This window comes from Nocardia sp. NPDC049707 (assembly GCF_040674855.1).
In the GTDB taxonomy this organism is placed as follows: Bacteria; Actinomycetota; Actinomycetes; order Mycobacteriales; family Mycobacteriaceae; genus Nocardia.
This window is the reverse complement of record NZ_JBFANN010000017.1, coordinates 87,976-109,617: the sequence shown is the minus strand read 5'-3', so window position 1 is coordinate 109,617 and position 21,642 is coordinate 87,976. Positions and strand designations below refer to the sequence as shown.

General features: G+C 65.2%; 16 protein-coding genes, 1 tRNA gene and 2 pseudogenes. 9 read left to right on the top strand and 10 right to left on the bottom strand.

The window, feature by feature from the left end:
- The first annotated feature begins 392 nt into the window (after positions 1-392).
- Together AB0J29_RS17605 and AB0J29_RS17600 are read left to right on the top strand one after the other, a co-directional pair.
- Complete coding sequence (locus tag AB0J29_RS17605) at positions 393-1,739, top strand: family 1 glycosylhydrolase (RefSeq protein ID WP_364786560.1); 1,347 nt, start codon at positions 393-395, stop codon at positions 1,737-1,739.
- Positions 1,740-2,202: 463 nt separating this feature from the next.
- Positions 2,203-3,219 (top strand): alpha/beta hydrolase family protein, encoded by a 1,017-nt coding sequence (locus AB0J29_RS17600; protein ID WP_364786557.1) that lies wholly within the window; start codon positions 2,203-2,205, stop codon positions 3,217-3,219.
- Positions 3,220-3,349: 130 nt separating this feature from the next.
- Here AB0J29_RS17600 and AB0J29_RS17595 read toward each other — a convergent pair whose 3' ends face one another.
- The 3 genes from AB0J29_RS17595 to AB0J29_RS17585 form a co-directional block, all read right to left on the bottom strand.
- On the bottom strand, positions 3,350-4,048 hold the full coding sequence (locus AB0J29_RS17595; RefSeq protein ID WP_364786554.1) for an AIM24 family protein: 699 nt from the start codon (positions 4,046-4,048) through the stop codon (positions 3,350-3,352).
- A 191-nt stretch (positions 4,049-4,239) separates the two neighbouring features.
- A complete protein-coding gene (locus AB0J29_RS17590) occupies positions 4,240-4,440 on the bottom strand; it encodes a DUF6186 family protein (RefSeq protein WP_364786551.1) in 201 nt (66 codons plus the stop codon).
- Positions 4,437-4,802, bottom strand: a complete 366-nt coding sequence (locus tag AB0J29_RS17585; protein ID WP_364786548.1) for a hypothetical protein — start codon at positions 4,800-4,802, stop codon at positions 4,437-4,439. The genes AB0J29_RS17590 and AB0J29_RS17585 overlap by 4 nt, the downstream gene beginning before the upstream one ends.
- A 95-nt stretch (positions 4,803-4,897) precedes the next feature.
- Here AB0J29_RS17585 and AB0J29_RS17580 point away from each other — a divergent pair, with 95 nt between their 5' ends.
- Together AB0J29_RS17580 and AB0J29_RS17575 are read left to right on the top strand one after the other, a co-directional pair.
- Complete coding sequence (locus AB0J29_RS17580) at positions 4,898-5,074, top strand: hypothetical protein (protein ID WP_364786545.1); 177 nt, start codon at positions 4,898-4,900, stop codon at positions 5,072-5,074.
- An 809-nt stretch (positions 5,075-5,883) separates the two neighbouring features.
- Positions 5,884-6,507, top strand: coding sequence for a TerD family protein (locus AB0J29_RS17575; RefSeq protein WP_364786617.1), 624 nt, complete (start codon positions 5,884-5,886; stop codon positions 6,505-6,507).
- A 229-nt stretch (positions 6,508-6,736) separates the two neighbouring features.
- Here the strand turns inward: AB0J29_RS17575 and AB0J29_RS17570 are convergent, their stop codons facing one another.
- The 5 genes and pseudogenes from AB0J29_RS17570 to AB0J29_RS17550 all read right to left on the bottom strand — a co-directional run bounded on the left by AB0J29_RS17570 (position 6,737) and on the right by AB0J29_RS17550 (position 15,360).
- Positions 6,737-8,410, bottom strand: a complete 1,674-nt coding sequence (locus tag AB0J29_RS17570; protein WP_364786542.1) for an LCP family protein — start codon at positions 8,408-8,410, stop codon at positions 6,737-6,739.
- A gap of 375 nt (positions 8,411-8,785) precedes the next feature.
- Positions 8,786-9,742: a cytochrome c oxidase assembly protein gene (locus AB0J29_RS17565; protein WP_364786539.1), complete on the bottom strand. Its 957-nt coding sequence runs from the start codon at positions 9,740-9,742 to the stop codon at positions 8,786-8,788.
- A gap of 224 nt (positions 9,743-9,966) precedes the next feature.
- Positions 9,967-11,451, bottom strand: coding sequence for an ATP-binding protein (locus tag AB0J29_RS17560; protein WP_364786536.1), 1,485 nt, complete (start codon positions 11,449-11,451; stop codon positions 9,967-9,969).
- Positions 11,452-11,876: 425 nt separating this feature from the next.
- Positions 11,877-14,575, bottom strand: a pseudogene (locus tag AB0J29_RS17555) (molybdopterin-dependent oxidoreductase); the annotation flags it as partial.
- Entirely contained in the window at positions 14,572-15,360 is a 789-nt protein-coding gene (locus tag AB0J29_RS17550) for an FAD binding domain-containing protein (RefSeq protein ID WP_364786533.1), read from the bottom strand. The pseudogene AB0J29_RS17555 and the gene AB0J29_RS17550, both read right to left, overlap by 4 nt.
- A gap of 193 nt (positions 15,361-15,553) precedes the next feature.
- Between AB0J29_RS17550 and AB0J29_RS17545 the strand changes: the two are divergent.
- The 3 genes and pseudogenes from AB0J29_RS17545 to AB0J29_RS17535 form a co-directional block, all read left to right on the top strand.
- A pseudogene (locus AB0J29_RS17545) lies at positions 15,554-16,696 on the top strand (PucR family transcriptional regulator ligand-binding domain-containing protein); the annotation flags it as partial.
- Positions 16,697-16,827: 131 nt separating this feature from the next.
- Positions 16,828-17,076 (top strand): helix-turn-helix domain-containing protein, encoded by a 249-nt coding sequence (locus AB0J29_RS17540; RefSeq protein WP_364786614.1) that lies wholly within the window; start codon positions 16,828-16,830, stop codon positions 17,074-17,076.
- Between the two features lie 524 nt (positions 17,077-17,600).
- The gene (locus AB0J29_RS17535; RefSeq protein WP_364786530.1) at positions 17,601-19,043 is read left to right on the top strand and encodes an ATP-binding protein; all 1,443 of its coding nucleotides are present in this window, start codon (positions 17,601-17,603) and stop codon (positions 19,041-19,043) included.
- A gap of 319 nt (positions 19,044-19,362) precedes the next feature.
- Here AB0J29_RS17535 and AB0J29_RS17530 read toward each other — a convergent pair whose 3' ends face one another.
- The gene (locus AB0J29_RS17530; RefSeq protein WP_364786527.1) at positions 19,363-20,103 is read right to left on the bottom strand and encodes an alpha/beta hydrolase; all 741 of its coding nucleotides are present in this window, start codon (positions 20,101-20,103) and stop codon (positions 19,363-19,365) included.
- A gap of 268 nt (positions 20,104-20,371) precedes the next feature.
- Here AB0J29_RS17530 and AB0J29_RS17525 point away from each other — a divergent pair, with 268 nt between their 5' ends.
- Positions 20,372-20,923 carry a dihydrofolate reductase family protein gene (locus tag AB0J29_RS17525; protein ID WP_364786524.1) on the top strand — a complete coding sequence of 184 codons (552 nt, stop codon included), beginning with the start codon at positions 20,372-20,374 and terminating at the stop codon, positions 20,921-20,923.
- Positions 20,924-21,010: 87 nt separating this feature from the next.
- Here AB0J29_RS17525 and AB0J29_RS17520 read toward each other — a convergent pair.
- A tRNA-Asn gene (locus tag AB0J29_RS17520) sits at positions 21,011-21,083 on the bottom strand.
- A gap of 216 nt (positions 21,084-21,299) precedes the next feature.
- On the opposite strand from AB0J29_RS17520, the gene AB0J29_RS17515 reads away from it, so the two are divergent.
- Positions 21,300-21,545: a hypothetical protein gene (locus AB0J29_RS17515; protein ID WP_364501699.1), complete on the top strand. Its 246-nt coding sequence runs from the start codon at positions 21,300-21,302 to the stop codon at positions 21,543-21,545.
- The last annotated feature ends 97 nt before the right edge of the window (positions 21,546-21,642 follow it).

The following is a 21,642-nucleotide window of genomic DNA, read 5'->3' as shown; positions in this document are numbered from 1 at the left end:
TTGCAGCGCGTCATGAGTTCGACTGGTACGCAATCCATCTCGGCGCGAACAGCTCGACGACATCCACAGGCGCGCTACCGGATGCGGCCGCGGACCGATGAACGGATCATGTTGCGACAGTCCTGAATTCGTCATCGGACTACCTCGATATTGCGGCCCAGGCATCCGACACCGAGGTGTATCCACGCAATCGCGGCCATTGGACGTCTGAAAGCAGACCGGTGCCGCGAGGAACGGCGTACACCGCGGTCCATGCTGACCGTGGTGCACCGGTCGAGGTCGACTGCCGCGCAATGGTACGGCAGGGCTGAGCGGGACGGTATACGAAACAGTTTGCCGCCCAACATTCCTGATCTGTCCATCACCGCCAGCGATCGAGCTACCCTGAGCTGATGCGATCTCGGTTCCAACGGTCCGTTCTCGCCGCGCTCGCGGCCGCGGCGTCGACATTGCTGCTGTGCACGCACTCCTCGGCGGCCCCGCCGATCCGGTCGGAAGCCGCCTTACCGGCGCTGGACTCGGATTTCCTCTGGGGCGTCGCGTCCTCGGGATTCCAGTCCGAGGGCCATGCGCCCGACAGTAACTGGACGCGATACATCGCGAACTCCGGTGCCGATGCACTGCAGGATTCGGTCGACTTCTACGACCGGTACGCCTCCGACATCGACCTGGCGGCCGCGCTGGGTGTGCGGGTGTTCCGGATCGGGATCGAATGGGCTCGTGTGCAGCCCGCACCGGGCACCTGGGATGGCGCCGCATTCCGTTTCTATGACGCGGTGATCGCAAAGATCGTGCAGGCCGGGATGCGACCGATGATCACCCTGGACCACTGGGTATATCCCGGCTGGGCCGCCGATCGTGGCGGCTGGCGCAACCCGGGCATGGTCGAGGATTGGCTGGCCAATATGCGCACGGTCGTCGACCGCTACGCATCCCGAAATCCGCTGTGGGTCACCGTGAACGAGCCGGTCGCCTACATCGTGCACGAGACCAGCAGGGGCGCGGCCAACGCGGCCGAGATGCTCGATCGGGTCGCACAGGCCCATAACGCCATCTACGACTACATCCACCAGGTCCAGCCCGAAGCCCAGGTGACCAGCAACGTCGGCTATGTGGCCGGCTCGGAGGCTCAGGTCAATGGCGAGTTCGTCGATCGCATCGCGGACCGGCTCGACTACGTGGGCGTCGATTACTACTTCGCCTACGATCCGGTGCAGCCGCTGCTGAGTTCCATCACCCGGGCCATCGGATCGGCGATGCCGGAGCTGCCCGGACAGCGCATCTGGGAGCTGCCGGTGCGCACCGAGGGCATCTACTATGCGCTGCAGTATTATTCGCGCCGTTTTCCGAGCAAACCGCTCTTCATCGTCGAGAATGGCATGGCCACCGAAAACGGCATTCCCCGCGGCGACGGTTACACCCGCAGCGATCACCTTCGTGACACCGTTTACTGGATCCAGCGCGCCAAGGCCGACGGTATGAACGTCATCGGCTACAACTACTGGAGCCTCACCGACAACTACGAATGGGGCAGCTACACACCACGATTCGGCCTCTACACCGTCGACGTGCGTACCGACCCGACCCTCACCCGCCGCCCGACCGATGCGGTCGGCACCTACACCCAGATCGTCGCCACGGGTGGCCTCCCCGCCGGTTACCGCCCCACCCGCGGCCCAGCGATCTGTGTGTTCATCGATCCACCGGCCAGCTGCCTGTCCCCGGTCGCAAGCCCGTAGTGCGCGAAACGCCGTACCCGGTCGTTGTCCGGTGCCGAGTTGCCACCACCGTGCTCATGTCGTCGATACCGGGGAGTGAAGTTCGGCACAAATGGTGCGCGGCCCAGCGAATGTCCGCATGCGTCGAAATGCCGCTCGAGCCATCGTTGACGACAGCCAAGATCATCTCGTGCCGGAAAAGATGCGACTTCACGCAACAAATCCCGTTGAATCCAGTTGATGTCCCCTGAGGCGTGCCGTTCCTCGGGCGGCCCCAGCAGGGGTTCGACAGACTTCGGTCGGCGGAGATCGGCGACCATACCACCCAGCGCTTCCCAGAGACTGGGGGCTTCCGGCTGTATCCGGCGTGCGATTCGATCTATCTTTGTAACGATTTGCCAGCTTGGTGGATTACCAAGAGGTCCGAATGTTGCGCGAATGCGATTTTCAGGAGAGACGCGGTATGCGATTCAGAGTTCTCGCAGTGGCAGCCGCCGCTGCGACGGTCGTCGGCACGGGCGTGAGCCTGGTGGCCCCAGTGGCCTCGGCCGCGCCGATCAACAGCGCGGCCAAGGCACCGGACGGGTCCTACATCGAGAAGGTGACGACCCGCGGCGACCGCAAGCTGCAACTGGACGTGCACTCCACGGCAATGGATCGGACATTCCCGGTCCTGGTGGATCTGCCCACGGACAACTCGGTCCCGCGCCCGACGCTGTATCTGGTCAACGGGGGCGGCGGCGGCGTCGACGGTGACGCCTCATGGGAGCAGAAGACCGACGTCAAGGAATTCCTCGGCGACAAGAACATCAACGTCGTCGAACTGCTCGGTGGCCGGTGGAGCTACTTCGCCGACTGGCGGGCTCCCGATCCGGTACTCGGTGTCAACAAATGGCAGACCTTCTACACCGAGGAGCTGCCACCGATCATCGATGCGGCACTCGGCACCAACGGCAAGAACTCGATCGCGGGTTACTCGATGGCCGGGACATCGGTCTTGATGCTGGCGATGACCAAGCCCGGCCTGTTCCAGAATGTCGGCGCTTACAGCGGCTGCGCGCAGACCAGCGATCCGATCGGCCAGAAGTTCGTGCAGACCACCGTCGAAACGTGGGGCGGCGGTAACCCGGACAATATGTGGGGACCCGCCGACAATCCGCTCTGGAAGGCGAACGATCCGGTTCTGAACGCCGACAAACTGCGCGGAACGAACATCTGGGTTTCGGCGGGCGGCGGTCTGCCCGGCGAGCACGACGCCCCCGGCAACCCGTACATCATGGGCGACGACAAATACAACCCGATCAGCGTGGCCAACCACGTCGTCATGGGTGGCATCATCGAGGCCGCGATGAGCGCCTGCTCACACAACCTCCAAAACCGCTTGAACGAGTTGGGAATTCCCGCCACATTCGACCTCCCGGCCACCGGCACCCACACCTGGGGCTACTGGCAAGACGACCTCAAGCAATCCTGGCCGGTACTCGCCAAAGACCTCTACTGACCGACCTCACTCACCCGTAGTCCTCGCCCCGGCCTCCCCAGGCCGGGGCGTTGCGGTATACGGCCACCGGTCGAATCCCGGCTCGGCGATAAGCGATTCGGCGCGGCCGAAGCTGATGCAGGTCAGCGGGTCAGTTCGGGTTGGGCTGTGGGAGATACGGAGTCAGGGCGTGGGCGAGGTTGCTGATGGTCAGTGATTGCAGCCAGACGCGTCCGGGACCGGTGAGCGCCGCCAGGAACAGGCCGTCGCCGCCGAAGAGAATGTTGCGGATGCCGCGCAACAGGGTGATATCGAATCCGACCGTCGCGTCGAACATTCCGACGTGGCCCGGATGCACCCGCAGCGTTTCACCGGCCGCCAGGGTGTATTGCACAACTTCGCCGGACAACTCGGCCCACGCTTGCCCGGCGCCGCTCAAACGCTGCAGGGTGAATCCGGCACCGCCGAAGATGCCGGCGCCGAGGCGGCGTTGAAAACTCAACGTGACGCGCACATCGCTGGTGCCACACAAGAACCCGTGCCGATGCACCAGGTACTCGATACCGGGCTCCAGCCCAATGGGCAGGATTTGGCCGGGCAGTTTCGCCGCAAACGCGACCCGACCCGGATATTTGGACGCGGTGTATTCGGTCATGTACCAGCCCGCCCCAGCGGCGGCACGCTTGACCGCCCCCAACAGCCCGCCCGAACTCGACAGCCGAGACGAGGTATGCAGCCGAATCGAATCGGTCATCCACGACAGCTGCCCAGCCTCCGCGACCAGGCCCTCTCCCGGAATGAGAGAAACTTCAAGAACCGGCATCACGGTACCGATAATTCTGGCGTCCACCCGGTACTCCGGTTCCGTCGAGGCATCGTGATGCCTTGGACTACAACGACATCCACCAGCGTAGGCGCTCAATGTCCACCGTGCCGGCCAATACCCCGATACCTGGCCGAGTTCGCCGCCGGTGGCCGCGGCGCCGGCTGGTCAGCCAGATGTAGGTGTTCTCGTACTGCCGGCGGATCTCTCCCCCTCGCCTACCGTGCGAGAAAGTGCCAGCCGACCCATGCCCACACGAGCGCAGCGGCAATCCGCCCCACCCGAGTGCGCGTGAGGTACGCGATCGTTTCACCCACGGGCGCGACGAGATCCCGGCGCACATGCGTGACCACGACCACGCCGAGCGTAACCACCAACACCAGCACGAACCCGACGATGACGATCACCCGATCGCTCATCTCGACACCAGCCACCAGCCGGCACCCAGCCACACCAGCCATCCAGCGAACCGCAGCGGCCACTGCTCGAGTGCCGGATCCAGCAGCGTCGACAAGGTCGGATGCTGGTGACTCGCCCGCGTCCAATCCGGTTGCCGAACAAAGGCATACACTTCCCACGCCGACGCAAGGACAAACAGCGTCGACCAAACGGCCACTCCGCGCCGCAGCCGGGCGGTGCGTGGAATGCGCTCGGGCCTCACGCGGAACGCCAACAGCGACACCACGACCCCCGGCACCACCACCAGCACGGTTGCCGGCCAACTGAACGGCCGGGTGGCGGCCCCGCCGGCCGCCAGCGCACCACCGACGGCCAGCAGCATCCACCACCGCCGGAACGGTCGCATCGAGAGCGCAGGTTCCCCTGTCACGTGCACAGGATAAGTCCCAGAGCGCCGGATGCGGGCATATCGGTGGCATGACAGCATCGGTGTTGCCCAGATACACCATGGCCGGTGGGATGCCGTTCACCGCGATCGCAAGGGTGTATCCGGTCGGCGGGGACTGGAAACTCCACGCACTCGGCAAAGGGTTCCACACCAAACACCCCGGTGAAGCCGTACCGCACCTGGGCCGATTCCGCGACCCACCGTAACTTCGTACGCGGCGCGATGCAGGACGCTCGGGTCTGTCGCCCAGCGAATCCATTGGGCCGCAGTGTGTTTTCTCAGCCGTCCTGGCCGTTGTGGGGCCGGTTGGGTTATTTCCGGCCGCGGAGCACGAGGAAGGCCATCCAGGCTGCGCCGGCGATGACCAGCGCACCCCCTATTCCGACGACCGATAGCAGAAAGTCCATGACCTCCAGTGTAAGCCGTACTACGGTGCGGTACTTCGATTTTCGCGCACGCGCGCAGGCATCCGATCGCGGTGTGAGCCGCGCGTACGCAGCACAGGCCCGAGCGTTCGGCGACCGCACAGTATGGCGTCAGCGAGGCAAGCACTGCGCGAGATCGATTGCGGCGCAGACACATACCTGAGAGATTCGTATGCCGGCCCGGTCCCCGGTAGTGTACTAGTGTGACGATCACGGAGGGGGAACCCGGGTCGACGCCGGCTACCGCGAGCGTGTCGGCGCGGTTACGCGCCTCGGTGTTCGACGCCCACGCCGAAGCCGTCGGGGCGGCGGACACCGCCGCAGCTCGAGGCCGGACGGTGAACCGGGACTTGGTCGAATTGCTCGCATTGCAGCGGCGCATCATCCGCATCGCCGAGCAGTTCGACCACAACGACTCCTCCGACGTGCCTGGCGTCCGCGGCCCCTCGCCTACCGTCCCCGGATCCGCCGCTTCAGGTGCTGCTGGTCGGCGGGTAGTCGCGCGCGACGACATTTTCGAACTCCCGCGCGGCAACAGCGGTGGCGGCACACCGGATCCGGGGTTCGGGCCCGCGCTATCCGGGTCGTTTATGCCGCCGGCTGGTCGCAGCGGGTGGCCTGTGACGTTGTTTCGTTGGGAGAAGCAAGGATTCACGGCGGGTGCCACTTCGACCAAGGGCGGCACCGTATCGCTGTCGAAGCAGGCCCCGAACCTCACCCAGGTGGCGGTCGGGCTGGGCTGGGAGGTGCGGGCCACCACCGGCGCCGATTTCGACCTCGACGCCAGCGCGCTGGCATGCGGAGCGGACCACAAAGTGCTCTCGGATCGGCATTTCGTCTTCTACAACAACCGGCGCTCCCCCGAAGGCAGCATCGAGCACACCGGCGACAATCCGACCGGCGAAGTGATCAATGTCGACCTCGCGGCGACGCCGCCGACGATCACGAGCATCTTCTTCCCCGTTTCCATTCACGAGGCCGACATCCGTGGCCAGTCGTTCGGGCAGGTCCGCAACGCCTATATCCGGGTGGTAGACCGCGGCACCGGTACCGAGCTGGCGCGATTCGACCTTACTGAGGATGCCCCCACCGAGACCGCGCTGGTATTCGGCGAACTCTACCGGCACGGCGACGAGTGGAAGTTCCGCGCCATAGGCCAGGGCTATGCCTCCGGGCTGGCGGGCATCGCCCGCGACCACGGCGTCAACATCTGAATCTTCCTGCTGGCAAGTGCCCGACTCGCCGGAGATCGCGAGGAAGTACGACCATGGCGCGGCGCTACCGATGCCGCCGACCAGCGATCCAAGCCGGCAGCAGAATGCTGTGCCCCAGCTCGACACCAGGAAGAGCTCGCTCACCTTTACAGTGCCCCGACGAGCGATTCCAGATATGTGATGGCTATGCGCTGTCCTATCGAGGGTCGGGGCTTGCATGCCCGGCCGGTCAGTCGACGCAGGGGATGTCGGATCCGATGCTGGTGGTGACGGGTTTGCCGGAGTCGGGTGCTCCGTCGGCGGGTGTGGCGGTGGTGGTGTTGGTCGAGGAGGCGGCGAGCGAGCCGGTGCCGGTCGGGGTGGCGGTCGATGATGATGTGCTGGAACTCGATTCGTCGGGCATGGTGAAGTCGGCGCCGATCACGATCTTGATGTGGCCGGAATCGAGGTTCTTGGCGGCGGCCGTTGGTAGCCCGCCGAGTAGGTCCGCGGCCTCGGTGGCGTCGGTGTCAGCGCCGGTGCCGTAGTAGACGACCGAGCTGGAACCATCGGTGTAGGCGGCGTTGCCGATGGTGCCTTGCTGGAATCCCTTGTCGGCCAGCATCGTCGATACTTTGGCGGCCATACCCGTCGCTGCGCCGGCGTTGACGACGTCGACGGTGCTGGTGGGTGTGGTCTTGGGGGTGCTGGAAGTGGCGGCCTGCACTCCGAACGCGGCGCGCACCATCTTCTTGATCGCGGCCGAGTCGACGATATTGACCTCTTGGCCGTCGATGGTCTGGTATCCCTGCACCGGCAGGGTCTGGAATTCGATCGGAATCGAACCGGCCTTGCCCATGGTCTGCGCGAAGTCGAGAACGTTCCAGCCTTGGGAGAGCACCACATCGTTCTGTGCGGCGTTGATCAGTTGCTGCATTTTGCCGAGATTGGTAAGCGTGCCGGACTCTTTGAGTTGTTTGGCGACCGAGGTGAGGAACGCCTGCTGGCGGTGGGTGCGGTCGAGGTCGCCGTTGTCGAGCTCGTGGCGTTGCCGCACGAACGACAGCGCGTTGGCGGCATCGAGGTGCTGGGGTCCGGCCGGAAACACCGCGCCGGAGTAGTACTCGTCGTTGACGGCGTGGTTGAGACACACATCGACACCGCCGAGAATGTTGGCCAGGTCGTAGAAACCGACGAGGGAGACCTCGGCGAACCGGTTGATCGGCACCCCGGTCAGTGCCTTCACCGTTTGCACGATGGACTCGCGGCCGGCCTCTCGGCCCTGGCGTTCCAGTTCGACCTTGTCCTTGACGCCCTGATTCTCCAGCTTCTGCTCGACCGACGCCTTCTTCAGGCCGTAGGCTTCCTTGATCTTGGCATGGTCGTAGCCGGGGATCCCGGTGACCGCAACGTAGTCGTCGCGGGGGATGGAGAAGGCGGTGATCTTCTTCAGATCCTTCGGAATATGCACCAGAATCAGCGAATTGGCGTTGTAGCCGCCCTCGCTGCCGTCACCGGCGTGCAATTGGTCCATGACGTCTTTGGGCAGGTCGTTGCCATTGCGGTCTTTGCGCGTGTCCAGCCCGATGAGCAGGATGTTCATATCGCCGTCGAGCGCGGCGGCGTCTTCGGAACTGATGGCCTGGGACCGGGCGAACCCGTCATCGACGGCGCGCTCGGTGTAGTAGGCGAATCCGGTGCCCGAGACGACGGCCAGAGCGGTGGCGGCTACCACTAGGCGGACGGCGGTCCGTGCGGCCCGGACCTGCCACGACGGGGGGTGCACGGCCTGGGCGCGGCGGGCGCGGCGGTTGGGTTGCGCCGCCGGCACACGCTCGTCGGTGGGGCGCTCGGCGATATCAGCCGCCTTCGCACGTGGGCTTCGAACACCACCCGAACCCACTGCCTGGGCACCGCGGGTCACTGTTCGCGCGTTTGCCTGCCCGGCGGGTGAACCACGGGTGCCCGATCTCTCGCGCTCGGTACGTGACCGGCTGATCTCACCACGGTCTGCCGCACGGTCCGAACGCGGGGTGTCTGCGGCGCGGGGCGATTTCCCGCGAACCCCGTCGGCAGGGATGTCCGGGCGCGCGTGCCGGGCATGACGACCACCAGACCGGGGAACCGCCGGGATCGGTTCGGTTTCGTCATCCATCTCGCCGTCAAACCTCACATCACTGTGCCGCGGCGAAACCGCCGATACACTTCACCAGGTTGAAACATCGTGCACGACGGCCGTGGCAAACGCACATCCACCACCGTCACACCCCGCACGGCACGACGGGTCGAACCGTGAGGTTCAGCCCCTGCGGAACCGATCCCGCAGCTGGGGATCGTCCTGCCACCACAGTTTCGGCAGGCCGGGCTCGTCGCCGACTGTGGTGGTGACCTGGCCGGTCGCTTCAGCGGCATCGAGAACGGCATCGACCTCCTTGGCCGCGGCCTGTTCGTCGACGGCGAAGGCGCGCATGACCGCCAACAGGAATGGCACACCGAGGATGTCACCGAGCACCCAGAGGATGCCAGCGCCGATGATCTGATCGGTAGCACGGCTCGGACCCCACACCCGCCCGAGATCGGTGTAGTACTGCGCGGCGATCGCCGGGCCCTGCCAGAGCACGATCCCGAGCAGCCCGTCGCCCAACGTCTCGGCGATGCTGATCACCATGGAAATCATCTGCGGGTACCTGCGTGGCACCGGGTCGGCCTGCAGTCGCGAGTAGAAGTAGAGCAAGCCCACCCCCACCAGTACCAACTGGGTGATCTGATCGACTGCTCGGTGCTGCAGCACGGCGGGATACCACGCGGTCAGATAGAGCAGCCAGGGCGTCGCCAGCATGAGCACCGACGTGACGGCCGGATGGGTCAGCACCCGCGCGGACCGGCTCGCCAGGATACGGTCGATGCGAGCTCGGCCGGTATCGCCGAGCGCGGCACGCGCCACCGTGACCGGTCGCCCCGATGCCAGACCGAACGGGACAACGAACAGCAACAACACCACCTGCAACGCCTGGACCCAAAACAAGGTGTCGGCGTAGACCCCGACAAAGCTGCCGGTCGCGAGGAACCACAGCGCCATGGCGGCCAGGCTGAATATTCGCCGACTCGACTCCACCGCCACACCCTCGCGGGCCGCCCTCCGATGCCCGCGCAGGTAGCCGTAGGCGCACGCACCGACGATCGTCAGCGTGACGACATCGAGTCGCCATGAACTGACAGCAGTGGCGACGGTGAGTGGAGTATCAACCGGAGACACCTGCCCAGTGTGCGCCCGAGTGACTACCACGACGTTCTCACCCCGTGATCGCCTCATCGCTGCGCAAACGCGCCGCCGGATGCGGACTCGGATTCCTGGGCCCACGCAGACTCGGAAACCGACGGACCATCGTTCGGGCGTACCGAGCTGAGGAATCACTCCTGCGACTACCCCCATCGAGCCGCCCGCCGCTCCCTCGGGTCCACCAGAACCGGTCGCCGCTGCTACACCTCGGCGTAGACGGTGTTCAGGTCGACCAGCATGGGGCTGTCGGCTTCCTTCGGCCGCTGCCCGAGGCCGATGCCGACAGCCTGCAGGTTCTCATCGAATCCCGCTCCGCTGTAGCAGGTCAGGATGGTTTGGCTGGTGTTATATCCCTTGGCCGCCAACAATTCTCGCGCACGTCGCAAGCGGTCCACATGCCCGATGGTCATGGTGCGATCCCATTTGACCTCGCCCAGAGACAGGATGCGTCGCGGCTGCCCGGTCTCCTCTGGCGCCAGCACCGCGACATCGATCTGAATCTGCCGCTTCTCACGTGGATCATTGACAGTCGCGGCCGCCACCTGCCCGGGCAACTCGCCGAACACCTCAGGCCCCACCGACATCGCCCAGTCCCGGCAGATTCCCTCGAAATGCGGGCCCACCACCTGCGACAGGAACGTGGCGCGCGAATTACGCCATGCCGCTTCGGGATTCCCACGCTCCAAGCGAGTCCACTCCCGCCGCATGATCGCCTCGTAGAACACGATCAGTGGCTCGGCCACCCGATACACCGATTTGCCCCGATTGAACGGATCCGCCTCCCGGATAACCAGCTGCGCATCCTCGAGCACCGACAACGGATGCCCGATGTCGGTGGAGCTGCGGCCGATGGTGTTCGCGATACCACCCCGTGTCGTGTGCCCACCCGCGATCGCGCCCAGCACAGCGTGATACAGCGCCACGTCCCGGATCTCGGTCTCCTCCGCCAACAGATACCGCGCCTCGCGGAACAGCGGCACCTGCGGATTGAGCACAGTCCGCAACACCCAGGAATCGAAATCCTCCAGCGACTCCGGTGCATCACCCGCGACGAACTCACGCCGATACGCCGGCGTCCCACCCACAATCGCATGCACCAACACCGCCAACCGCGGATCCTCGATCCCCCAGAACCGCGCCGACTCCCGATAACCGAGCGACTTGACGATCAACTCCAAACTCGCCCGCCCACGCAACGGCGCACTGCCGGCCAGCAACCGCCCCATCACCGACATCGCCGAGCCACACAACAGCACCCGCGAACCCGCCCGACGCACATAACCTCGGGGGTCGAGCGCACGCTGCAACACCGACGGCAACGACGGACTGGCCTTGGTCAGATATGGAAACTCATCGATGACGACCAGCCCATCCCGCACCACCGCGAATAACCGCTCGAACGCCTCGTCCCAATCCCGGAACGCATACCGACCACCGCCCGCGTACGCGGCCACAGCCGCACCGAAACCCTCCAGCGACTCGACCTCCGTCGCATCGGTTGCCGTGAAGAAGAACCCCCCGACTACGTCGGCCAACGCATCCAGCAAGAACGTCTTGCCCTGCCGCCGTCGCCCGCTGACGATCCCCAACCGCACATCCGGACTCGGCGACGTCGCGAACCGCACCAATCCGTCCCATTCGCGGTCACGGTCGAACACCCGGTCCGGCTTCACCAATGCGGTCATAGGTAGAAGTATACTTCTAATAAGTACACTTCTATAGACTGTCCTCACGAGGCGTGCATGCCACACGCCAGCTCCTCGCCTGCGACATCCCGTCCGAAGACAACCTCCTCCCCTCCCGAGCCGGACCGGGATGGCGCACCAGGCCTACCACGGGCGGCCCGAGGCGCTGTTGGATCCCCAGGCCCGGCTCAGTGCTCGGCATGGAGTTTCGTGAATTCCGCCGCGCGAGATCGCTTCTGCACGGATCTGCGCCACGACCTGGCCGATGGCAGCTGGGACAACCGTTTCGGGCAGCTGCGGACTCAACCGTTCTTCGATGGTTCACTCGTCCTCGTCGTCGCCCATCCTCGAGCGATGTCGCGTTGTGCCGGCAGCCGTGTGGTGTTGGGGGATTCGTTGTCACCGGTGCGGGTTTGCTTGTGGTGCAGGGCGAGCCAGATCCGGTCGCGGGTGAGCGGAAGGTCGGTGAAGCGGATTCCGGTGGCATCGCGTAGCGCATTGGCGAGGGCGGGAGCGACCGGGTTGAAAGGGCTTTCGCTCATGGATTTGGCGCCGAGGGGGCCGATTGCGTCGCTGGTTTGCATAAAGGTGACTTCGGTCCGGGGGACGTCGGCATAGGCGGGCAGACGGTACCGGCGGAAGGCCGCCGTGGTGACTTCACCGCGGTCATCGATGCGAACGTTCTCGAATAACGTCGCGCCGAGGGCCTGGGCGACGCCGCCTTCGACTTGGCCGCGGCATTGCATGGGATTCATGACCTTGCCTGCGTCAGCGGCGTGGACGCTGCGCAAAATGCGCAGCTCACCGGTGCCGGGATCGACGGCCACCTGGAAGAGTTGGGCGTTGAATGCGACCGATCGTGGTGTGCCACCCCAGTGTCCGTCGGCGGCGAGCGTGCGGCCGTCGGTGGCAGCCAGGCGATATAGCTCCGTCAACCGCATCTGGTGCTCGCCGCAGAGCACCGCGTCCTCGGTCAACCGGCAGTCGGTACGGTCGAGCCCGAAATGATCGGCGGCGAAGGAACACAGCTGTTCGGCCAGGGCTTCGGCGGCGCGCAGTACGGCTTTGCCCGCGACCACGGTTCCGGCGGAACCGAATGCGCCGGTGTCGTGGCCGACGACATCGGTGTCGGATTGCCGGATCGTGATGCGTTCGGCGGTAGTGACCAGCTCTTGTGCGGCGATCTGCCGGTGCACGGTGGTGGTCCCATTGCCGAATTCGGCGGTCCCGACAGCGAGATCGTAGGAACCGTTGGCCAGCAGGCTGATTCGCGCATCGCGAAATGTCCACCGGGTGGTATGGTCGCGATCATGGACAGCGCGGTACCGCTGCCGGTGAGCCACCCCTCTGGAGCCGCCGGAAACGGCTCGGCAAGAGCTCGACGGATGATGCCCAGACACTGGTCGAGCCCATAGCTGGCGATGTGGAGGTCTTCCTCATGTCCGCCAGGAGTGATCATCGGTTCGCCAGGGCCGATCATGTTGAGTTCACGAAACCGCAGCGGGTCGATGCCGAGTCGTCGGGCCAACTCGTCCAGGACCGACTCGATGGCGAACACCACCTGTCCGAGGCCGTAACCCCGAAAGGCACCTGCTGGAACGGTATTGGTGTAGACGGCATAGCCGTCGGCTTTCTTGTTCGGGCACCGGTAGACGGCCAATGATTCGCCGACGGCGTGGAAGAGCACTGCGGGGCCGTGGTTTCCGTAGGCTCCGGTATTCGAGACCACTCGCGCCTCGATCGCCGACAACGTACCGTCGCGGTGTGCTCCCGCTTTGATCCGAACGGTGAACGGATGTCGGGTCGTGGCGCCGTAGAACTGCTCGGCGCGTGTGTATTCGAGCTTGACCGGCCGCCTGAGCCGGAGCGCGGCAAGCACCACGATGTCCTCGACGAGCATTTCCTGTTTGCCGCCGAAGCCGCCGCCGACGCGTCCGGCCACCACTCGCACCTGGTCGAGTGGTAAGTCGAACAGCGTGCACAGTGCGCGGCGGGTCAGGAACGGTGTCTGGGTGCTGGAACGGACATTCAGTCGGCCGTCGTCGTCGAACCACGCGACCGCACCGTGTGTTTCGAGGCTGGCGTGCTGGACTCGCTGGGTGCGGAAGGTCTGCTCGTAGACGATCGCAGCCTCACCGAATCCGGTTGCCACATCGCCTATTTCACCGTGTACCTCGCCGACGACATTGTTCTCGGGCCGGGCGATGCGAGCGGTGGCGGCGTCCTTGTCGTGGACGAGAGGCGCGCCTGGGCGCATCGCTTGTTCGGGGTCGAGGACGAACGGTAGTACGCGATAGGTCACGGTGATCCGACGGCAGCCCTCCTCTGCGGCGGCTTCGCTGTCGGCGACCACCGCCGCCATCCGCTGTCCGACGTAGCGGACGACGTTGTCGAGGACACGGGTGTCGTCCGGGTCTTCTTCGGGACGTTCGTGGCGGGCGGTGGAGTAATGCTTGTCGGGCGCGTCATGGTGGGTGAACACGGCCCGCACACCAGGCACGCGCAGCGCGTCCTCGATATCGATGTGCTCGATCCGGGCGTGGGCGTGTGGCGAGCGCAGCAGCTTCATGTGCAGCAGGCCCGGGATCTCGATATCGAAGGTATAGCGGGCGGTCCCGGTGACGACCTGCGGTCCGGCCGGTGCCCCCAGATTGCGGCCGACGCTCGCACCCGCGTTCGGATCCTCTGTGTGCTCGATTCCGCGGATGGCGTCTTCGATCGCCCGGTAACCGGTGCAGCGACACAGGTTTCCTTTGAGCGCACGCGGCAGGTCGGCAAGCTGGGTCTCCTCGAGGGCGGCCGTCGTCATGAGGAACCCGGCCGTGCAGAAACCACATTGGAATCCTTGCGCCGCAAGAAATCGCTGCTGCACAGGGTGTAGTTCCCCGCCGCATGCCAGCCCCTCCACCGTGGTGACGCGACGGCCGTCGGCGCGGACCGCGGGATAGATGCAGCTGTGTACCGGCGCGCCGTCCACGTGCACGGTGCATGCGCCGCAGTCGCCCGCGTCGCAGCCCTTCTTCACGCCGAACCAGCCGTGCTCGCGCAGGTAGGTGCGCAGGCATTGGCCCGGTCGCGGATCATCGCCGAATGGTCGTTCGTTGACGTGTATTTCGAAGCTCATAACAGCTCTGTTCTGATCTCTTCGGCCAGCCGCAGGGTCATATGTTTGCGCCACTCGGGTAGGCCGTGGATGTCGTCGAACCACGCGTCGTCGGGGACCGCCCGCTCTAACGCGGCGGCGAATTCGACACGATCGGTCGGCCGCGGGAAACACAGGCGGATCGGTCGGGTGGTCGATGCCGTGACGGTCAGCTGTAGCGAGCCATCGCGGTCGCGGGTGCCGATCACCAACACACCGGAACGACCGAGCCCATACAGCGAAGCCTGACGAAACGCCGTCCGGCGGTCGAGTGCGGCAGCGGGCAGCGTGATCGAGCGGAGCAACTCGCCTTCGCGTAACACGTTTTCGCCTGCGCCGGTGACGAATTCGGTAACGGGCAGGCGTCGTTGCGCACCGGTGAGAGAGTGCAGTAGGCAGATGCCGTCGAGGGCCGCGGTCAGCGAGATCATCGGCCCCGCAGGCAGGGAGTTGCACAGGTTCCCGCCGACTGTGGCCATATTCCAGATCTTGAAAGACGCCAGGAAAGCATGGCAGCACTGCGCGAACAAGCTGCGCCGCGTGTAGCGGAAGAGTTGAGCGATAGTGCAGGTCGAGGCGATCTCCAGCGCGCCACCGGGCAGCCACTGCAACGGCGTCCAGCCGGTTCGGCTCAGATCCACGAGCCTGCGCAAGTGCGGCTGGGGTTCGGAGAACAGATACGTGCCACCGCCGAGCCACGCATCACCAGGGCGCCAGCTCCGATATGTCCGGGCGTCGCACACCTCGGCCACCGTGTTCAGATCCATCCTCGACACCGTCCTCACGGGTTGGTGCGTTCGATTCAATGCGGTGGGCCGGGCGATGCCATCGGCTGCGGCACCCAGAAAAGCCGGTCCAGTGACGGCGATTGTCGGTTGATCACACAAGGACCGCGGACTACCGAGGCACCTACGATGCGGTGATCGACTGTCGCAGCGGACTGTGCGAGAGGGGCAGCTCATGCGGGTAGATGACCTGCTTCGCCTGGAATCATTGGGATTGCAGCTGGTGTGGGGAGATTCCGGGCTGCTGCGCCGTGAGGTCAGCGGGGTGACGGCCACAGACCTGCGGGATCCCACGGCCTACGTGCAATCCGGTGAGGTCGTCCTGAGCGGCCTGGTCTGGTGGACACCCCGCGGTGGTCGTAACAAGGCCGACCAATTCGTGGCAGCTCTGCGCAACGTCGGCGCGCTGGCCCTGCTCGCAGGCGTGGTCCGGCACAACGGCATTCCCGCCGAGATCGTGCGAGCCTGCCGGGAACAGCGGATCGCGCTTTTGACAGTTCCGGCGGATACGACCTTTCGAACCATCACCGATGCGATCTACGTACGCCGCTGGAGTGATCTCCGCTCGGCACCACTCTCCGTACCCGACAATGTCCCGCAATCGCTGCACCAGCTCGTCCGCGACGGGGTAGCGCCGCAGGTCCTGCTCGATCGGATCTCCGCATACCTCGGTGGCCAGCCCTGCGCCTTGGTGACCGCCAGCGGACGGACGCTCGCTGGCAGCGGTTCGTGCGCGTACGCACCCGATACCATCGTCGCTGGTCTGCGGCGCGCCGACAGCACCGATCAGCAGATCGGTTCCGCGGATTCACCCTATGACGCGTGGTATCTGCACCTGCCGGTCCCTTGTGAGGTACCGCCGCTGATGTTGCGCGAAGTCACCGAAGTTCTGTGCCACTACCGAGAGCTATCGGTACAGGTCGACAACGACCGGCAATCGGCAGCCGAAGACCTCTTCGTCGAACTCGAGGACGCGACATCCGAGCGCGCACCGCTGGAACTGGCCATGCGCGCCCACGGCTTGGCCGAACAGGGCCGATATCGGGTGATCAGTGCCGCGACGGTGCCGTATCGACCGGTTGCCGCGGTCGGAGCGCTACGAGAGTTGCTGTCCCACATCACCGATCGCCCCTTCGCCGTCGGCAGCCACGGTGCGCAGGCCGTCGCGATCATCGGCGATATCCCGAATCCGGTCGAACGACTGCGATCAGTCCATGGGCTCGTGCGGTCCTGCGATCCGGGGACCGGTATCCATGTCGGCGTCGGTCCCGCCGCGGACACCGCGGCCGCACTTCACGACAGTTTTGTCCGCTCGAACCACGCACAACGAGCCGCCGCTGCACTCGACCGAGCAATCGCCGCCGCCGATGACCTCGCGACGCTCGAGGAACTGCTGGCCGGGATACCGCTGCGGTCCGCGCCGCCTACAGCACCGGTGTCCTCGGCGCACTGCTCGAGCCGAGCGCCTCCCACGCCGGGCTCCGCGCAACCCTGGCGGCGTTCCTCGACAACAACGGGTCATGGACCAAAACCGCCGAAGCCCTCTACCTGCACGTCAACACGGTCCACTACCGCATCGAACGCGTCGAAAAACTCACCGGCCGCGACCTTTCCAGTCTCGCCGATCGCGTCGATGTGCGCGCGGCCCTGCTCGCCGCCGCCACCGAGCCGGGTGACGCGATCCAGAATGCATCCTGAACAGGTTCGGATTCCGCCGCGTCCGGTTCAGCGGACAGAGGGCGTCGTGCGGCACAAATCAGACCGGACGACCTCGGCTCGAACTAGTAGATATCGCGGACGTAGCGTTTCGATGCCCCCGTCGAAACCAGGCGGGGGGACGTCGGAACTACGGATCTTGACCTTGGTCTGCCCCGCCGAACCTGACGGTTCGGCAGGAAGGATCGAGCAGCGTCGGAGACACTCGACGCCGTGGCAAAGATGCGGTGGACCGCACGAAGAAGCTGGCCGAGCAGTTGCTGACCCGGCCGAACTCACCCTGGCAAGACCGCTGCCACTGTCCACGGCTACCACGACGTCCAGACCCCGGTCATCGCATCCTCGCTATCGAACGCGCACTCGGATACACCTCCCTCGGATTCCCCGACCCACGCAAGCTCCGGAACTGCCCCGGCAAGGATCTCCTGCCGCACACCAGCTCAGCAATGTAGATTTTGGCTATGTAGATTCCATCTATATAGATCTGAACTACCCAAGGAGCGGCAGTGACATCAGGGTTCGTCGGCCGAAGTGTCGAGCTGGGACTGTTGAGGACTCGCTTGCAGCGTGTCGCAGAGTCCCGCAGAGGCGTCGCCGTTGCGATCCGAGGCCGCCGACAGGTCGGAAAATCGCGACTGGTTCAGGAGTTCTGCGACACGGCACAAATGCCGTACCTGTATTTCACGGCCACCAAGGGTATGCCGGTCTCCGAATCGCTCGCGATCTTTCTAGCGGAGCTGAAGAGATCGGGGATCACATCCGATCCCGAGACCCTCCCCGAGGGCATCGGCGGCTGGACCGACGCATTCCGTCTGTTGGCGGCCTCGCTCGGTGATACGCCGACCGTCGTCGTGATCGACGAATTGCCGTGGCTGGCAGAACAAGACACCGTCTTCGATGGCGCGTTGCAAACGGCGTGGGACAGGTTGCTGCAGCAACGCCCAGTCTTGCTGCTACTCCTGGGCAGTGACATCCACATGATGGAACGACTCACCGCCTACGACCGCCCGTTCTACGGTCGAGCCGACAACCTCGTCCTCGATCCGCTCAACCCAGCCGAAGTCGGTCATGCTCTCGGACTCGACGCAGCCGAGAGCATCGACGCACATCTGATCACCGGCGGGCTGCCAGGCATCTTACGTAGCTGGCCGCATGGGCTGCCACCACTTCAGTTCGTACGACGCGAATGCGGCGACCCCGCCGCGCCGCTGTTCGGAGTGCCCGAGTCCACCCTTCTCGCCGAGTTCCCGACACCCGACCAAGCGCGACGCGTACTCGAAGCGATCGGCAGCGGGGAACGCACCCACGCCACCATCGCGGCCGCCGCAGGCAGCCGCAGCGGGGCATTGCCCTCCGGATCGTTATCGCCGCTACTGCACCGACTCTCGACAGACAAGCAGGTGCTGTCGGTAGACCAGCCACTGTCGGTCAAACCTGGGAAACCAGCTCTCTACCGGGTCGCTGACAGCAACCTGCGGCTCTACCTCGCCGCCCTGCGCTCGGTTCAGGACCTGGTTCGGCGAGGACGAGTCGACGCGGCCTATGAGTTGTTCGCTCGGCGCTGGACCTCCTGGCGCGGCAAAGCCGTCGAACCCCTCGTGCGCGATGCCCTCGAACTGACCGCGCTCGCGGGAGCGCTGCCCTGGAAAGACGTCACCGTGGTCGGCGGCTGGTGGAACCGCGCCTTCAACCCCGAGATAGACCTCATCGGCGCCGACCGCTCGCCCGTTGCCAATCGGGTGATCTTCGCCGGATCGATCAAATGGCTCGGCACCCCGTTCGACCGCCACGATCTAGCCGAACTCACCCGCGGGGTCGCCAGTGTTCCAGGCTTTGTCCCGCACGAAACAGCATTGGCCGTAGTGTCCTTGGCCGATATCGAGCCGACTCTCGCAGACACCGTCGACCTGGTGTGGAACGCCTCCGACGTGCTCTCTGCCTGGAGTTGAGGAAGGTCTGGACCCCGCTTGCAGAAGTTGGGCTCGTTGCGGCACAGCCGTTTTGGATGCTACGTAGCGTGGATGTCCAATCCGGCTATGAAACCCGGCACGGCCGAGCAACCCCAGATCTGACAGGTTCCCGATGGACGCTACGAAGCACGCGTGTTGTGCCGCAACAACCTTGGGACCTACCGCCATCGGCCGGTACCGCCGCGGTCGGGGCAGGTGTGCATCTGCTGGCCGCCTCATCGAGGAGGGCCGGGACCTGTCCTCGATGGAGCGGCATCCCTGACCTCCTAACGTCTGCTGCCGGCCTGACAGCCCGGCCTCACTTCAGGTGCCGGGCGAAGAACCGGTTCGCCTCCTCCCCGGCGTGCTGCGGGACGCCGGTGTGCCCGCCCATATTGGCGTTCAGCGTCTTCTCCTTGGAGCCGAAGGCGTCGAACAGGTCCAGAGCCATTTGCCGATCGTTTCCTTCGTCGTCCCATTGCAGCAGGACATGCAGCGGAATGGTGACCTGCCGGGCCTCCTCGAAGATGGCGCGGGGCACGTAACTTCCCGCGAACAGGACGGCGGCCGTGATGCGCGGCTCCACCACCGCCAGCCGGGTGCCGATGGAGATCACCCCGCCCGAATACCCGACCGGGCCGCCGATCTCGGGCAGCGCGAGAAGGGCGTCCAGGGCGGTCTGACATTCCGGGACCGCCTGGTCGACCAATGGGAGGATGAGCCGGTCGACGATGTCGTCGGTGACCGGCTCACCAGCGGCCAGCGCCGCGTGCAGGTCGGCGCGGGCCTGATCGAAGGCAGCGGAACGGGGCCGCTCACCGTCACCGGGGAGCTCGATGGTGGCCGCGGCGAAGCCCTCCGCCACGGCGTACCGGGCCCGGGCCAGCAGTCGCGGATACATCTTCTGCGGTCCGAGACCGCCGGGCTGGCCGAGCAGGATCAGTGGCACCGGTGTGGATGCGGATGCGGGCGTCCACAGGATGCCGGGGATCTCGCCGAGAGCGAATGCGCGCTCCAGGATGCTGTCGTCGTCGAGGCGCTTTTCGGAAATGAATTGCACGGTCGTGCCTTTCGGGAGTGCTTGCGAACGGCGCTCCCGGACGACCTATCGCCCGACCGTGACCCCAGAGGGGAGCACCCATGTAGATACTGCGTTCACGGGTACCACCTCCTCGTTCTCTGGCACGGCTTCCGGAAGGCTAGCAGTGGTCGCCGTCGGCCGCCAACAGGTTTTCGCGGAGGCTTCCGTAGCCGGATGCCACGAAGTCACACACCTGAAGTCCGATGAGCGACGATGAGTTTCGAGCTCGTAGAACGTCGACCCGGTCATGAGGAGACTGAGCTACGGGTTCAGCGTGTCCCTGGACGGCTACATCAGCGACCGCGAAGGCAGCATCGACTGGACCAACCCGGACGAGGAACTGCACCAGTTCCACAACGACCGCTACCGCGAGATCGAGGTCTCGCTGCACGGCCGTCGCCTGTACGAGCTGATGGCCGAGTACTGGCCGCACGTGCCCGAGGACGCGTCGCGCATCGAGCGTGAGTTCGGCAGGCTCTGGACGGAGAAGCCGAAGGTCGTCTTCTCCCGCACGCTCACCGAGGTCCACTGGAACAGCACGCTGATCAGCGAGAACGCGGTCGAGGAGGTCCGCAGGCTCAAGGCTGGAGACGATGGTGTCATGGAGGTCGGTGGCGCGAGCCTCGCGGCCTCGCTGATGCCACACGGGCTCATCGACGAGTACCAACTGTTCCTCTCGCCCGTGGTGCTCGGCGGCGGCACACCGCTCTTCCCATCGCTGGACAAACGCACGCAGCTCCGATTGGCGGAGACGAGGCACTTCAACACCGCGGTGATGCTGCGCTATGTCGCCGACTGAGGTCCGTGAAAGCGTGTCGTTCCGTGTCGTTCGCCCCCCGAAACGGACAAAACCAGGGTCGAACTGGTACGTTCGCCCTGGTCAAAGCTCCCCCATCTGGACTCGAACCAGAAACCTGCCGATTAACAGTCGGCTGCTCTGCCAATTGAGCTATAGGGGATTATCCTGGGTGGCTCGTCCGTACTGGGCGGGCCGAGGTGAAACTTTAGCGCATCGGCTGGCGGGTTCCCAAATCGCGTCTCTACCTGGAGACATGCGGCGGCTTCGGCGTGTCTGGGAGCGGCGCGCGGTCGGGTGGATCCGGATCGACAGACGTACGGGGCGTCGGGCAGGATAGTAGCCGCGCGCACAGGCAATTTGGGAGGAGTTCTACGAAATGCTGCGGTTGATCATCGGCATTGCGGCCGGTTATGTGCTCGGGACGAAGGCAGGGCGGGGTCGTTATGAGCAGATCAGTGCGGCTACCCGTGCTGTGACCGAGAGTCCGGTGACTCGCAAGCTGGTGCTCGTGGGTAGGCAGAGGCTGTCGGACAAGCTCAGCACCCGGGCGAAGTTGGAGCCGATGGTGCCGTTGGATGAGCGGACCACACTTCTGGTGCCACAAGATCAACTGCGGCGCTGAGTTCGCGGGACGCCGACCAGAAGACTGCCGATCAACAATCGGAGGTAGTGGACTTGGTCGTCGTCAATGTGCCCGGCTAACCGCAGCGGCTGACCGT

Coding starts and splice junctions, on each gene's coding strand:
- AB0J29_RS17605 (WP_364786560.1), top strand. CDS start 393: ATGCGATCTCGGTTCCAACGGTCCGTTCTCGCCGCGCTCGCGGCCGCG.
- AB0J29_RS17590 (WP_364786551.1), bottom strand. CDS start 4,440: ATGAGCGATCGGGTGATCGTCATCGTCGGGTTCGTGCTGGTGTTGGTG.
- AB0J29_RS17585 (WP_364786548.1), bottom strand. CDS start 4,802: ATGCTGCTGGCCGTCGGTGGTGCGCTGGCGGCCGGCGGGGCCGCCACC.
- AB0J29_RS17580 (WP_364786545.1), top strand. CDS start 4,898: ATGACAGCATCGGTGTTGCCCAGATACACCATGGCCGGTGGGATGCCG.
- AB0J29_RS17575 (WP_364786617.1), top strand. CDS start 5,884: ATGCCGCCGGCTGGTCGCAGCGGGTGGCCTGTGACGTTGTTTCGTTGG.
- AB0J29_RS17560 (WP_364786536.1), bottom strand. CDS start 11,451: ATGACCGCATTGGTGAAGCCGGACCGGGTGTTCGACCGTGACCGCGAA.
- AB0J29_RS17550 (WP_364786533.1), bottom strand. CDS start 15,360: ATGGATCTGAACACGGTGGCCGAGGTGTGCGACGCCCGGACATATCGG.
- AB0J29_RS17525 (WP_364786524.1), top strand. CDS start 20,372: ATGAGGAGACTGAGCTACGGGTTCAGCGTGTCCCTGGACGGCTACATC.
- AB0J29_RS17515 (WP_364501699.1), top strand. CDS start 21,300: ATGCTGCGGTTGATCATCGGCATTGCGGCCGGTTATGTGCTCGGGACG.